General features: G+C 69.7%; 10 protein-coding genes. 4 read left to right on the top strand and 6 right to left on the bottom strand.

The window, feature by feature from the left end; genetic code table 11:
- Window positions 1–59 precede the first annotated feature (59 nt).
- Together MCHLDSM_RS38225 and MCHLDSM_RS27465 are read left to right on the top strand one after the other, a co-directional pair.
- Entirely contained in the window at window positions 60–506 is a 447-nt protein-coding gene (locus MCHLDSM_RS38225) for a hypothetical protein (protein ID WP_048472835.1), read from the top strand.
- A gap of 8 nt (window positions 507–514) precedes the next feature.
- Window positions 515–1,192 (top strand): HAD family hydrolase, encoded by a 678-nt coding sequence (locus MCHLDSM_RS27465; RefSeq protein ID WP_048472834.1) that lies wholly within the window; start codon window positions 515–517, stop codon window positions 1,190–1,192.
- On the opposite strand, the gene MCHLDSM_RS27460 is transcribed toward MCHLDSM_RS27465, so the two are convergent.
- Window positions 1,182–4,007 carry an MMPL/RND family transporter gene (locus MCHLDSM_RS27460; protein WP_048472833.1) on the bottom strand — a complete coding sequence of 942 codons (2,826 nt, stop codon included), beginning with the start codon at window positions 4,005–4,007 and terminating at the stop codon, window positions 1,182–1,184. The genes MCHLDSM_RS27465 and MCHLDSM_RS27460 overlap by 11 nt on opposite strands.
- Window positions 4,008–4,204: 197 nt before the next feature.
- Between MCHLDSM_RS27460 and MCHLDSM_RS27455 the strand changes: the two genes are divergently transcribed.
- A complete protein-coding gene (locus MCHLDSM_RS27455; RefSeq protein WP_048472832.1) occupies window positions 4,205–5,155 on the top strand; it encodes a DNA polymerase domain-containing protein in 951 nt (316 codons plus the stop codon).
- On the opposite strand, the gene MCHLDSM_RS27450 is transcribed toward MCHLDSM_RS27455, so the two are convergent.
- The 5 genes from MCHLDSM_RS27450 to MCHLDSM_RS27430 all read right to left on the bottom strand — a co-directional run bounded on the left by MCHLDSM_RS27450 (window position 5,152) and on the right by MCHLDSM_RS27430 (window position 11,091).
- Window positions 5,152–5,466, bottom strand: a complete 315-nt coding sequence (locus MCHLDSM_RS27450) for an STAS domain-containing protein (RefSeq protein WP_048473032.1) — start codon at window positions 5,464–5,466, stop codon at window positions 5,152–5,154. The two genes, MCHLDSM_RS27455 and MCHLDSM_RS27450, sit on opposite strands and share 4 nt — an antisense overlap.
- Window positions 5,466–9,611 carry a SpoIIE family protein phosphatase gene (locus MCHLDSM_RS27445; RefSeq protein WP_048472831.1) on the bottom strand — a complete coding sequence of 1,382 codons (4,146 nt, stop codon included), beginning with the start codon at window positions 9,609–9,611 and terminating at the stop codon, window positions 5,466–5,468. The genes MCHLDSM_RS27450 and MCHLDSM_RS27445 overlap by 1 nt, the downstream gene beginning before the upstream one ends.
- Window positions 9,608–9,973 carry an STAS domain-containing protein gene (locus MCHLDSM_RS27440; RefSeq protein ID WP_048472830.1) on the bottom strand — a complete coding sequence of 122 codons (366 nt, stop codon included), beginning with the start codon at window positions 9,971–9,973 and terminating at the stop codon, window positions 9,608–9,610. The genes MCHLDSM_RS27445 and MCHLDSM_RS27440 overlap by 4 nt, the downstream gene beginning before the upstream one ends.
- 45 nt (window positions 9,974–10,018) lie before the next feature.
- Complete coding sequence (locus tag MCHLDSM_RS27435; protein WP_048472829.1) at window positions 10,019–10,702, bottom strand: PAS and ANTAR domain-containing protein; 684 nt, start codon at window positions 10,700–10,702, stop codon at window positions 10,019–10,021.
- An 80-nt stretch (window positions 10,703–10,782) separates the two neighbouring features.
- Window positions 10,783–11,091, bottom strand: coding sequence for a DUF4242 domain-containing protein (locus MCHLDSM_RS27430; RefSeq protein ID WP_048472828.1), 309 nt, complete (start codon window positions 11,089–11,091; stop codon window positions 10,783–10,785).
- 157 nt (window positions 11,092–11,248) lie between these two features.
- Here MCHLDSM_RS27430 and MCHLDSM_RS27425 point away from each other — a divergent pair, with 157 nt between their 5' ends.
- Window positions 11,249–13,849: an ATP-binding protein gene (locus MCHLDSM_RS27425; RefSeq protein ID WP_048472827.1), complete on the top strand. Its 2,601-nt coding sequence runs from the start codon at window positions 11,249–11,251 to the stop codon at window positions 13,847–13,849.
- The last annotated feature ends 36 nt before the right edge of the window (window positions 13,850–13,885 follow it).

Genomic DNA, 13,885 nt, shown 5'->3' with positions numbered 1-13,885 from the left:
CGTTTCGAGCGCACGGCGCTCGGGTACCAGCGGGACACCCTTCGACAGTCAGGTGGCCCATGAAATCCCATCCGAGGACCGCTCTCGCCGTGTTCGGCGGTGCGACCCTGCTCGTGTTCGCCGTGGGTTGCGGCGGCGGTGACGGCGGTGAATCGACCAGCACGTCGAGCACCACCGAGACCACCAGCGCCACCACCACGGCGCCGACGTCGACGAGCACCGCGCCGTCGATGAGCACGAGCCCGGCTCCGGGCGGCGGGACCGGAACCGCCCCCGGCGGTGCGACCGGTGGCGGCGGCGCCGACGGTGGCGGCGGTGCGATCCCCGGCGGACCCACCGGCAGCGGCGGGCCCGGTGGCGGCGGCGGCTCCATCCCCGGCGGACCCACCGGCAGCGGCGGGCCCGGCGGCGGCGGCGGCTCCATCCCCGGCGGCCCCACCGGCAGTGGTGGACCCGGCGGCGGCGGAGGCTGCGTGCCCGGCGTCGGCTGCGTCTCGGTTCCCTGAGCCGGTCGATGACCTCAGCTCGGCCCGCGGTGCTGTTCGATGTGGACGGCACCCTGGTGGATTCGAACTATCTGCACGTATACGCCTGGATCAAGGCGTTCCACGCCGAAGACGTGCCGGTCGAGGCGTGGCGGATCCACCGCTGCATCGGCATGGACGGCGGCACCCTGCTGCAGACCCTGGCCGGAGACACGGACGACGACGGCCGGGACCGGTTGAAGGAGCGGCACACCACGTTCTATCGGGAGAGTGCACACCTCCTCACTCCCCTGCCGGGCGCCCGCGAGCTGTTGCGGCGGGTCGCCGATCTCGGGTTGCAGGTGGTGCTCGCGACGTCGGCGCCGGAGGACGAATTGTCGCTGCTGCGTGATGTTCTCGACTGCGACGACGTGGTGTCGGAAGTCACGTCTTCGCAGGACGTCGACACGGCCAAACCTCAGCCCGACATCGTCGACGTCGCCCTCGAGCGGGCCGGGGTGACCAAAGACGCCGCGGTGTTCGTCGGCGACGCGGTGTGGGACTGCGAAGCAGCGCGCCGGGCGGAGGTCACCTCGATCGGCGTGCTCAGCGGCGGGGTGTCGCGCGGCGAGCTGTCGGAGGCTGGCGCGGCGGCGGTGTTCGAGAACGCCGCCGAACTGCTGGCCGAGCTCGACTCGACCCCGATCGGGACGCTCGCTAGCGGCTGAGTGCGGCGAGTCTGCGCCGCGAGGCCAGGCTCTGCACCCGCTGCGGCCACCAGAACCAGCGGCCCAGCATCGCGGCGATCGCCGGCGTCATGAACGAGCGCACGATCAGCGTGTCGAACAGCAGTCCGAGCGCGATGGTGGTGCCCACCTGGGCCATCACCGCGAGGTCGCTGAACGCGAACGACGCCATCGTGAACGCGAAGACCAGTCCGGCCGACGTGACCACCGAGCCGGTGCCCGCCATGGCGCGAATGATCCCGGTCTTCAGCCCGCCCGCTTTCTCCTCCTTGAAGCGGGACACCAGGAGCAGGTTGTAGTCCGATCCGACCGCCAGCAGCAGGATCACCGACATCGGCAGCACCATCCAGTGCAGCTCCAGTCCGATCAGGTGCTGCCACAGCAGAATCGACAGGCCGAACGACGCACCGAGGGACAGCAGCACGGTTCCGACGATCACCGCGGCGGCCACCGCGCTGCGGGTGATGATCAGCATGATGACGAAAATCAAGGTGACAGCAGCGATTCCGGCGATCAGCAGGTCGTAGTGTGAGCCGTCCTTCATGTCCTTGTACGTCGCCGCAGTACCCGCGAGATAGACCTTGGCCCCTTCGAGCGGGGTGCCCTTGATCGCCTCCTTGGCCGCCGTCTTGATCGGGTCCACCCGGTTGAGGCCGTCGATCGTCGCCGGGTCACCCTCGTGGCTGATGATGAAACGCACGGACTTGCCGTCCGGCGAGATGAACTGGTCGATGCCGCGCTTGAAGTCCTTGTTGGTGAACACTTCCGGCGGCAGGTAGAACGAGTCGTCGTTGCGGGAGTCGTCGAACGCGTCGCCCATCGCCGACGAGTTCTCCTGCTGCGCCGCCATCTGGTCCTGCATGCTCTTCTGCGACTGGTACATCGTCAGCATCATCGACTTCATCGACCGCATGGTCTCGATCTGACTGGGCAGCAACTCGACCAGCTGGGGCATCAGCGTGTCGAGGCGTTCCAGCTCGGGCACCAGGTTCGCGATGTCGTCGGACATCGTGTTGATGCCGTCGAGGGTGTCGAACACCGAGCGGATCGCCCAGCAGGCCGGGATGTCGTAGCAGTGCGGCTCCCAGTAGAAGTAGCTCCGGAGCGGCCGGATGAAGTCGTCGAAGTCGGCGATGTTGTCGCGCAGTTGCGCGACGTCGACGGCGGTTTCCTTCGTCTTGATCACCATCTGATGCGTGGTGTCGCGCATCTGCTGGGTGATGCTGTACATCTTCTGCATCGTGTCGATGGTCTTCTGCATCTCGTCGGCCTGCACGAGCATGTCGGCCATCCGGTCCTGCTGGTACTTCTGGTTCAGCTTCGTGAGCGTGCCCTGCATGCTCATCTGGAACGGGATCGTGCTGTGCTTGATCGGCTTCCCATCGGGACGGGTGATGGTCTGGACCCGGGCCACGCCGGGCACCTTGAAGATGGCTTTGGCGATCTTGTCGATGACGAGGAAGTCCGCCGGATTGCGCAGGTCGTGGTCGCTCTGCACCATCAGCAGGTCGGGGTTCATCCGCGCGCTGCCGAAGTGGCGGTCGGCCGCGGCGTAGCCGATGTTGGCGGGGATGTCCGAGGGCAGGTAGTTCTTCGCGTCGTAGTTCGTCTTGTACCCCGGCAGCGTCACCAGGCCGACCAGCGCCAGCGCCAGCGTCGCGGCGAGCACCGGCCCCGGCCAGCGCACCACCATGGTCCCGATCCGCCGCCAGCCGCGCGAACTGATCGCCCGCTTGGGCTTGAAGGCGCCGAACCGGCCGGCAACCACCACCATCGCGGGTCCCAGCGTCATCGCCGCCAGCACGGCCACCAGGGTGCCCACCGCGCAGGGCACGCCCAGCGAATTGAAGTACGGCAGCCGGGTGAAGCTCAGGCACAGCATGGCGCCGGCGATCGTCAGCCCGGATCCCAGGATCACGTGCGCGGTGCCGTGGAACATCGTGTAGTACGCCGACACCCGGTCTTCGCCGGCGCCGAGGGCTTCCTGATAGCGCCCGATCGCGAAGATCGCGTAGTCGGTTCCGGCGGCGATCACCATGAGGACGAGCAGGTTCACTGCGAACGTGGACAGGCCGATGATGTTGTTCGTCGCGAGGAACGCCACGATTCCGCGGGCGGCGCCGAGTTCGATGAACACCATGAACAGGATCAGCACCATGGTCACGATCGACCGGTAGACCAGCAGCAGCATGATCGCGATGACGCCGATGGTGATGAGCGTGACGCGGAAGATGCTCTTGTCGCCGGCGTGGTGCTGGTCGGCGATCAGGGGCGCCGGGCCGGTGACGTACGTCGTCATCCCGGGCGGCGGTGGTGTGGTGTCGATGATCTCGCGCACCGCCGCGACCGATTCGTTGGCCAGCGGCTCGCCCTGGTTGCCGTGCAGATAGATCTGGACGTAGGCGGCTTTGCCGTCGGCACTCTGGGCGCCGGACGCGGTGAGCGGGTCGCCCCAGAAATCCGCGACGTGCTGGACGTGGGTGGTGTCGGCTTCGAGCTTGTCGACCAGCGTGTCGTAGAAGCGGTGGGCCGCGTCGCCGAGTGGCTGATCCCCCTCGAGGACGATCATCGCGGTGCTGTCGGAGTCGAACTCCTCGAAGTCGGCCCCGATCTGCTTCATCGAGACGTAGGCCGGACCGTCTTTGGCGGCGAGGCCGACGGTGCGGTCCTCCCCGACCTTCTCCAGCGACGGGACGAACACGTTGGTGGCGATGGTCAGCAACAGCCAGCCGAGCAGGATGGGCACAGCGAGCACGCGGACGATCCGCGCCACTCCCCTGCGCTCATTTCCCGTCATAAAGTGCCCCCATCAGGCCGGACACGGCCCGTTCCAGGAGCCGCTCGCGTACTGCTCCGCGCGTCGAGTGATACACAACTAGCCAATCAAAGCATCTGCTGTCAATCGGGGCGGACGACGTTGCCGGATGTCAGGGTTTTCTCAGATGTCCGGTCTGCCGACGGGGTGGCCGGTTAGCCGGTCCGTAGGCTGAACGGATGGCCGGGGAGGAGCGCGCCGGGGTCGAGCTGACCAACCTCGACCAACCGCTGGCGAGCGACGCCGCTGCCACCAAACGCGACCTCGTCGACTATCTCGACGCGGTCGCCGATCGCATCCTGCCGGTGCTCGCCGGCCGGCCGTTGACGGTGCTGCGCGTATTGCGCGGCCGGGCGCCCTTCATGCAGAAGAACGTGCCGACGTACACGCCCGACTGGGTGCGCACCGTGGCGATCTGGGCGGAGTCGTCGCACCGGGAGATCCGCTACGCCGTCTGCGACGACCGGCGCACGCTGCTGTGGCTGGCCAACCAGCGCGCCGTCGAATATCACCCGGCGCTGGGTCTGGCCGAGGACATCTACCGGCCGACGCACCTGATCCTGGATCTCGATCCGCCCACCGGCGAGGACTTCGCCGCGGTGGTCGCCGTGGCCGGTCTGGTACGGCAGGCGTTGCGCGACGCGGGCTTGGCGGGTGCGGTGAAGACCAGCGGGTCGCGCGGCGTGCACATCTTCGTGCCGATCGATGACAGCGCCCCGGTCGACGACGTCGCCGCGGCGACGCGCGCACTTGCCGCCCGTGCCGAAGCGCTCGACCCGTCGATCGCGACGACCGCGTTCATCGTGGCCGACCGCGCGGGCAAGGTCTTCGTCGACGCCACGCGCGCCGGCGGAGCCACCGTGGCGGCCGCGTACAGTCCGCGGTTGCGACCGGACACGCCGGTGTCGTTCCCGGTCGCCTGGTCGGACCTGGACCGGGTGACGCCGGCCGACTTCACGGTCAGGACGGCGGTCGCCCTGCTCGAGGGGCGCGACCCGTGGGCCGAGGCGATGCCGGCTCCCCAGCGACTGCCCGAAGAGTTGATCGCCCACGGCCGGACCATCCCGGTCGCCCGGGTGGCGGCGATGCACGAGGGCAAGCGGCGGGCCCGGGCCCGTCGCGGCGACTAATCGGAGCCCGCGGGTTTCACCGTCACCACGTTGGTGAGGCCGCTGACCGTCAGCACCGGCATCAGGATCGGGTTGGCGATCACGTCGATCGTGTCGGCATGCTCGAACAACACGTTGATCGCTGCGCTGTCGAGGTAGTCGACGCTGCTGAAATCGAGCCGGAGTGTGGCGCCGTCGACACGGTCGCCGACCGCCTCGCCGATCGCCTCGGAGAATTCGGCGATGTTGCTCAGGTCGAGCTCGCCGACGGCCGTCAACACCACGGTGCCGTCCTCTCGACGATCGGTGCGCAGCCGCAGCGGAGTCGCCATCACCCAATCCTCGTCTGCATGTGCACCCTGGTGCCGGTCGCCTGGGAGTCGATGGTGACATCCTGCATCAACGCCCGCATCAGCCCGAGACCCCGTCCACGGTGCAGGGCAGGCGCGTCGGCCGGCGCCTTCCACGTCCCGGTGTCGATGACGGTCACGTGCAGATCGTCGGCGAACGCGGTGGCCTGCAACCGCACCGTGCCGCCCGGGAGGTCGCGGTGGCCGTGTTCGATCGCGTTGGCGAGTGCCTCGCCGGCGGCGATCAACACGTCCAGGGTCTGCTCGGCGTCGACGCCTGCGCTGCCGAGCCAGGTGCGCAGCGCGGTCCGACTGGGCGCCAGTTCGGCCACGTCCGCGGGGAATTCGAGTTCGAGCGGCGCGGGCTGGCGGTAGAGCAGCAGGGCGACGTCGTCGTCGTAGCCGTTGACCGGTGTCAGCCGCGACATGATCACGTCGGCCAATTCGTCGAGCTCGGTCGCCCGGTTCTCACCGACGACGCCGGTGGCCCGGGCAATGCCGTCGTCGATCGACTCGCGGCGCCGCTCCACCAGGCCGTCGGTGTAGAGCAACAGCGTCGCGCGGGGAGGCATCGTGACGCTGGTTTCGGGTCGGCTGTCGGCGAACTTCACCGCCAGCGGCGTCGAGCGCGCATCGTCGAGGAGGTGGGTGGTGTGGTCGGCGAGCACCAGAATGGGAGGCGGATGCCCCGCGCAGGAATAGACCAGCTCCCCGGTGCCCGGCGTGAGCATCGCGCAGAAGACCGTGGTGCAGCGGGCACCGGGCAGCCGCGCCGCGAATCGGTCGAGCGCCGACAGCGCCGCGGCCGGACTGGGGTGCTCGAGCAGCAGCGCCCGGCACGCGCTGCGCAGCTGTCCCATCACCGTCGCGGCGGCGAGGCCGTGCCCGACGCAGTCCCCCACGATCAACCCGATCCGGCCGTCGTCGAGGTCCACCACGTCGTACCAGTCGCCACCGACCTGCAGCGGGCGGGTGGCGGGTTGGTAGCGCACCGCGAATCCGGTCGACAGCGCCGGACCCAGGATCGCGTGTTGCAGCGCGAGCGCGGTCTCCCGCTGCTGGTCGATCTGGTGCACCCGCTGCAGACCCTGCCCGAGCCTGCCCGCGAGCACCGTGAGCAGTGTGTGGTCCTCGGAGGTGAAGCGGCGCTGCTCGAACAACTCGATGTACATCACCAGCACACCGCGGGGGTGCCGCAGGGCCACCCCGGCCGCCCCCGGTTCCGAGGTCGCCGGGTCGAGCAGATCGTCGTCGCGCAGTGCGGTGATCGCCCGGCGGGAACGGGGTGACAGGTCGTCCCAACCCGCGACGGCCTCCCCCACGCACACGACGTCGGGGGACGCGGTCCGGCCTCCCGCACCCGAATCGTCGGCCGGCATGGTGACCGCCAGCACCCGACGGGCGTGCCACACCGCCCGCAACTGCTCGGCGGCGGCCAGCACGGCGTCGTCGAGTGTATCCGCCTGTGCCAGAGCATCACTCAGCGACGACAGCGCCGTCTCGCGCTGCACCACATAGTGCTCGGCCGTGACGTCGCGCATCGTGCCGACCACGACCTCGCGGCCGGTGCCGGGATCTTCGGCGTGGGTGAACGTCGCGGTGACCCACAGCCGGTGCCCGTCGCGGTGCGTGACCGGAACCTCGCTGATCGTGCCGTGCGGTTGATCCATCAGGCTGCCGAACGCCTCGGTCACCTCGCGGTGCGCGTCGGCGTCCGTGTCGGCCGCCGGCCACCACGGGTACATCGGTTCGTACGGCAGACCGGACGCGTCGAAACCGAGGATGTCGGTGAACGCCCCGTTGATCTCGACGACGGCGCCGCTGTCGTCGCACACGAAGAATGCTTCCTGCAGCGAATCCACCAGTGCCGTGCGCCAGCGGGCGTGATGGTCACGCAGCCGGGCCAATTCGACGTTCGCGCGGACCCGGGCGAGCAACTCGGCCGCGGCGAATGGTTTCACCAGGTAGTCGTCGGCGCCGGCCTGCAGGCCGCTGATCGACGCCTCCTGACCGGCGCGGGCCGACAGCAGCAGCACCGGAACAGCGGCGGTCCGGCGGTCGGCGCGCAGCGCCGACACCAGCGCCAGACCGTCGAGACCGGGCATCATCACGTCGCTGATCACCATCTCCGGCGGGTCGGCGCGGATGGCGTCGAGAGCTTGCCGGCCGTCGGTGACCGCGTCGACCTGATAGCCGTCAGAGCGCAGCAGCCTGGTCAGGTAATCCCGCATGTCGGAGTTGTCGTCGGCCACCAACACCCGGATCGGCGCCGCGGAACTCATCGCCGGCACCGGAGGAGACTCCGATGGCATTGCGGCATCCGGCTTTTCGCCGTCGTCACTCGGAGTCCAGCGCAGCGCCTCCTCGATGTAGGCGTTCGCGCCGGCGCCGATGCGGCGGCTCACCGTCGAGGCGATCGCATCGGGAGGCAGATGGGCGGTGCCGAACGGCAGCCGGATCGTGAAGGTGGTGCCGGACCCGTGCTCGCTGTCGACGTCGATCCGACCGCCGTGCAGGTCGATCAGTTCCTTCACCAGCGCCAGGCCGATGCCGCTGCCCTCGTGGGACCGGGCCTGCACGTTCTCGATACGGTGGAAACGCTCGAACAGCCGCGGGATCTCGTCGGGGGCCACGCCGATCCCGGTGTCGGACACCACGATCACGGCCTCGTCGCCGTCGCGGCGGACGTGCACGGAGATGGTGCCCTCGAAGGTGAACTTCACCGCGTTGGACAGCAGGTTGAAGATCACCTTCTCCCACATGTCGGTGTCGACGTAGACCGGCTCGTCCTGTGGCCGGCAGTCCACCTCGTAGGTCAGCCCCGCCCGCTCGACGGCGGACCGGAACACGCTGGCGAGTTCGGCGGTCAGAGAACCGATGTCGACCGGCGCGTAGGCGGCCTGGGTGCGACCGGCTTCGATGCGGGAGAAGTCGAGCAGCGTGTTGACCAGTTTCGTGAGCCGTAAACCGTTGCGCCACACCACATCCAGCTCTGCCCGCGTCGCGGCGTCGACGTCATCGCGCCGGCGCATCTCGGCGACGGGGTCCAGGATCAGCGTGAGAGGGGTGCGGAACTCGTGGCTGATGTTGGAGAAGAACGTGGTCTTCGCGCGGTCGAGTTCGGCGAGTTCCTCGGCCCGTCGCTGCTGGGCCCGGTAGCTGCGTGCCAGGCTGACACCCGCGGCGATGTGGCCGGCCACCAGCGTGAGGAAGCCGCGGTACCCGTCGTCGAGCGGGCGGTAGCGGTTCAGTCCGGCGACCAGGAATCCCAGGGGCGCACCCGCTTGTGGCAGCAGCGGTGTCACGAGCGCCTGCGCCGGCGGGTCGCGCCACTCACCCGTCGGCATCGGCGGGAACGAGCCGAGGTCGACGACCACCGTCTCCCCCGCGGCCGCCTCTGCGGCCGGCCAGACGCCGCCGCCGGCGGTGATCACCGCGGGCGCGGCCGGATGGTCCACGCCGACACCGCTCATGCCGGCCAACCGTGCGCTTCCGTCACTGTCGAACAGGTAGGTCAACGTGAACGGCAGGTCACGCAGGTTCTTACCCAGTTGCCGATCGGCGAAGGCCAGGATCTCGGTCTCGGTGCGGGCGACGGTCGGATCCGAACCCAGGTCCCGCAGCGTCGCCATCCGCCGCTCACCGATCACCTGCACGGTGTCCTCGCTGACGACGCACAGTATGCCGACCACGGCGCCGTCGTCGTCCCGCAACGGGCTGTAGGAGAACGTGTGGTAGGACTCCTCGGGGTATCCGGAACGCTCGAGGAACAGCAGAAGCGCGACGTCCCAGGTGGCGTCCCCGGTCGTCATCACATGGTCGATGCGCGGATGGATGTCGGCCCAGATCTCCGCCCACACCTCGCGCATCGGCCGGCCCAGCGCCCAGGGGTACTTGCGCCCCAACGTGTCTCGCCGGTAGGAGTCGTTACAGAAGAACGTCAGCTCCGGTCCCCAGGCCATCCACATCGAGAACCGGGACGACAGCAGGATGCTCACGGCGGTCTGCAGACTCTGCGCCCAGCCGTCGGGCGGCCCGAGCGGGGTGGCGGCCCAGTCGACCCGGGCGAGGTCGCGGCCGACCTCGCCACCGGATGCGAAGATCTCGATGTGCTCGGGTTCTGTCACGGCGGACCGGCGTCCGCTGCGAGCGCATCCGCGACGGACGGGTACGGACGCAGTACCGTGTCCAGCTTGGTGACCTCGATGGGCCGGACCACCTCGGGGTTGGTGGCCACCACCCGCACGGCAATGCCGTCGGCGAGTCCGCTTTCGTAGCAACCGAGTACGGCGTTCAGACCGGCGCTGCCGAAGTACGTCACGTTGGCCAGCTCGATGACCAGGGCCCGCGCGGGCGCGGACGCGCTCGCCCGCAGACCGTCGTCGAGCGCGCTGACGAGCCGGTCGACCGTGTTCGAATCGACGTCTCCGCGGACGCACACCACCACCGCGCCACCGTCAACTTCCTGCACAACGTCCAGTTGCCCCACGCACCCTCGTATACGCCATACGCCGGATCACTGCCAACACCGACCTCATGGGCGCTCGGTGCGGGGGCCGACGCGCTCGTGAACCGTGAGCATCACATGGTCGAACTGACGGCGCAAGGATTGGCCGCTGACCTCGATGCTGCCCAGTTCGGCGACGAGTTGGGCGGCCAGCGCCCGGAGTTTGGTGTTGGTCTGCTGCGAACGCCAGAGCAGCAGTTTGAAAGCCTGGTCGGCATCGACGCCGTACACCAGCATCAGTGCGCCCTTGGCCTGTTCGATCGCGGCCCGGGCCTCGAACAGATCGGGAAGCGACTCGTCGAGTGCCGCGCGGCGGGCCTTGTCGAGGGTCTCGGTCAGGTCGACGTAAAAGCCTTCCGTGCCGATGACCGCGCCGTCACGGTCGTACATCCGGTCGGCGAGGACGATGACGTTGTGCTCGGCGCCGTGGGTGTCGACGAATCGATGCCTGCTGGAGAACGAGCCGCCCGCGTGCAGCGCATGGTCGAGCAGTTCCTGGACGTGGCGCCGGTCCTCGGGATGCTTGTGGGACAGCAGCAGCTCGGTGGTCGGGACCACGGTGCCGGGCTCGTAGCCGTGCATGCGGGCGAGCTCGTCGGACCACTCCCAGCGCTGGCCGACGAACCAGAAGCGGAATCCGCCCGCGCGCAGGTCGCCGACCGCGTGCGGCGGAGCCTCCTCGGAGGCGGGCGCAGGGGCGGGATCCGGCATTGGGGCATTATTCCACCCCACGGCCGCACGCAAACGTGTTCAGAGGTTACGGCCGGACGGCACACCGGATCCCGGCCCCGTCACGCGGTGGCGGTGCTGCCCGATCGGCTCGCTGCGGTGTCGGCGCTGTGCGGTCCGAACTCGTTGGCGACCGGCACGACGAGATCGGCCGGGAAGCCGCCGCGCCGCGCGTGCTCGCGGATGGCCTCCTCGTCGTCGGCCTCGTGAATGCAGTAGATCTTGTCGCCGGCGACGTAGCTGGTGACCCAGCGGTACGGCACCCCCAGCGAATCCGCCGCGGCGTTGGACGTGCAGGCGATCTCCGCAAGCTGCGCCTCGGTCAGCTCCGACGCGCCGGGGATCTGTCGCTCGATGAGGAATCTCGGCATGGCTTCTCCTGGTGATGAGCACTGATGCCCGGCAGGTCCGGACGCCATCGACCCTCGCCGCTGTGCCGTCGAGCGTCATCGGTAAGAACTCCCCATCTACGCGCGACGGGCGCTGTTTTCCCTGGTGACGCGCCCGCGAAGTCGATACGATCGACCCGTGACGCTCACCGGACGCGAGCGCGAACTGGACCAGCTCGCCGCCATGGCGGCCGGGGCACGGGCCGGCCGCGGCGGCGCGGTCATGGTGTGTGGCGAATCCGGCGCCGGCAAGACCACCTTCGTCGAGGAGTTCGTACGCGGGCTCGCCGACGACACCCGGGTGCTGTGGGGCGCATGCGACCCGCTGTCCACCCCGCGGCCGCTGGGACCGCTGCGCGATCTCGCCCACGGCTTCTCGGCGACCACCCTTGCGCAGCTCGTCGAGAGCACCCAGCCCTACGACATCTTCGTGTCGGTGTTCGACGAACTGCGCAGCCCGCCGTCGGTGCTCGTGCTCGACGACCTGCAGTGGGCCGATCAGGGCACCCTCGACCTGTGCCGGTTCCTGCTGCGCCGCGCGGCCCAGTCCTCGCTGCTGACGATCGGGATCCTGCGCGACGACGAGCTCGGCGTCACCCACCCGCTGCGCGGCCTGCTCGGTGACGTCGCACGCTCCCCGCACGCGCACTCCCTCACCGTGCCGCCGCTGACCGTCGACACCATCGCCACCCTGGTGGGTGACCGTGACGTCGACCCGGCCTGGCTGCACCGGATCACCGGCGGCAACGCGTTCTTCGTGTGCGAGATGCTCGACCACGACTGCTCGGACGGCGCCGATCTCCCGACCACGGTGCGCGACGCGATCCTGGCCCGCACCGCCGATCTGGACGCCACCGCCTGGGACCTGCTGCACCTTCTCACCTGCGCACCCGGTGCGATCGGCGACCGGCTGCTGGTCGGCCTGGGCGTCACGCTGCCGGCGCTGCGCGCCCTGGATCAGGCGAAGCTGATCCGCCGCGACGCCCGCGGTGTGGCGTTCCGTCACGACCTGTGCCGGCGCGCGATCGCCAGCGTGATCCCCCCGGGCGCCGAACCCGGCCTGCACCGCAAGTTCATCGACGTCCTCGACGATGCGGCCGGCCGAGATCCCGCGGTGCTGACCCATCACGCCCTCGGCGCCGGTGACACGTCGCTGGTCGCCGCGGCGGCCGCCGAGGCGGGCAGGGCCGCCGCCCGCGCCGGCGCCCACACCCAGGCATGCGAGTTCTTCCAGATCGCGCTCCGCCACGGCGGGCTGCACGACGACGCGACCGAAGCCGAGTTGCTCGAACTGCTCGCCGCGGAGTACTACCTGACCGACCGGCTGGCAGATGCCATCAACGCATGCCGGCGGGCGATGCTGCTGCGCCGCGCGATGGGATCGCCGGTCGGGGTGAGCGCGAACCACCACGCGCTGGCGGTCTACGAGTGGTACAGCGGCAATCGGGCGGCGGCCGACAGCCATGCCGCCGACGCCGTGACCGCGGTGGAAGCCGTTGCCTCTGAAGGCGATTCGCCCGAGACTGCGCAACTCGGACATGCACTCGCGATGCAGGCCTATCTGGCGGTGCAGGCCAGCCACCTCGACGACGCGCGGCGCATCCTCGGACGCGCCCGGGTCATCGTGACCGCCACGGGCGATGCGAATCTGTCGGTGCGGGTCGAGCTGATCGGGCACTACTGCGCGATTCTCGACGGCGACGGCGACGCCCGGCAGCGGCTCCTGTCGCTGCTGGCGTCGGCGCCCCGGCACATCGACGAGACGTACTCGAGCGGCTACACCAACCTCACCTACTTCGACGTCGAGCAGCGGCGGCTCGGGCCGGCCGGGGACCTGCTCGGCGAGAGCATCCCGCTGATGGTCGAACACGACCTGCCGATCTGCCGCATGGTGCAGCTCGGATCCCGCAGCCGGTGGGGTCTGCTGGTCGGCGACTGGGACACTGCGCTGAGCGACGCGGAGGTGGTGCTGACCAGTCCCAGCGCCCCGCTGGCGCGGGTGTGGCCGCTGCTGATCCGCGGCATCGTGACGTTGCGCCGGACGGGTACCGACACCGGCGACATCGAGGAAGCCTGGGAGCTGGCGTGCCGGTTCGGCGAGATGATCCGGATGTTGCCCGCGGCGTGCGCACTCGCCGAGCGGACCTGGCTGACCGGCGCGCCCGACGCCCGTCTCGACCGTTGCGCCACGCTGCTGGCGAGCGCTCCGGTCAGCGGCCTGGAGTGGGCGCGCGGTGAACTGGCGGCGTGGTCGCGGCGCCTCGGCGCGCACCCCCCGAGCGTCGCCGGGGTCGCCGAACCCTATGCGCTGTTGCTCGACGGGCGATGCGACGCGGCGGCCGACGCCTTCGATCACGTGTCGACGCCGTACGACGCGGCGCTCGCCCTGCTGGACGCCGGTGTCGCCGCCTCGACGCGCCGCGCCCTCGACGTCTTCGACCGGCTCGGCGCGGACGCGGTGGCCGCGAAAGTGCGCTCGGATCTGCGTGCGGCAGGGGCCGTCGCGATCCCCGGCCCGCGGCGTGCGACCACCCTGGGCAATCCGGCGGGCCTGACCAATCGCCAGGTCGACGTGCTGCGTCTGCTCGCCGACGGGCTGACCAATGCCGAACTGGCCGATCGGCTGTTCCTGTCGGTCAAGACCGTCGACCACCACGTCTCGGCGATCCTGACCAAGCTGGACGTGACCAGACGGCGCGACGCGGTGCGCCGCGCGCGCGAGACCGGGATCCTCACGTAGCCGTTGCGCCCGACATGGGTAGTGACTACCGATGAC

The organism is Mycolicibacterium chlorophenolicum (genome assembly GCF_001044235.1).
In the GTDB taxonomy this organism is placed as follows: Bacteria; Actinomycetota; Actinomycetes; order Mycobacteriales; family Mycobacteriaceae; genus Mycobacterium; species Mycobacterium chlorophenolicum.
This window is presented reverse-complemented; position numbering and strand designations above follow the sequence as displayed.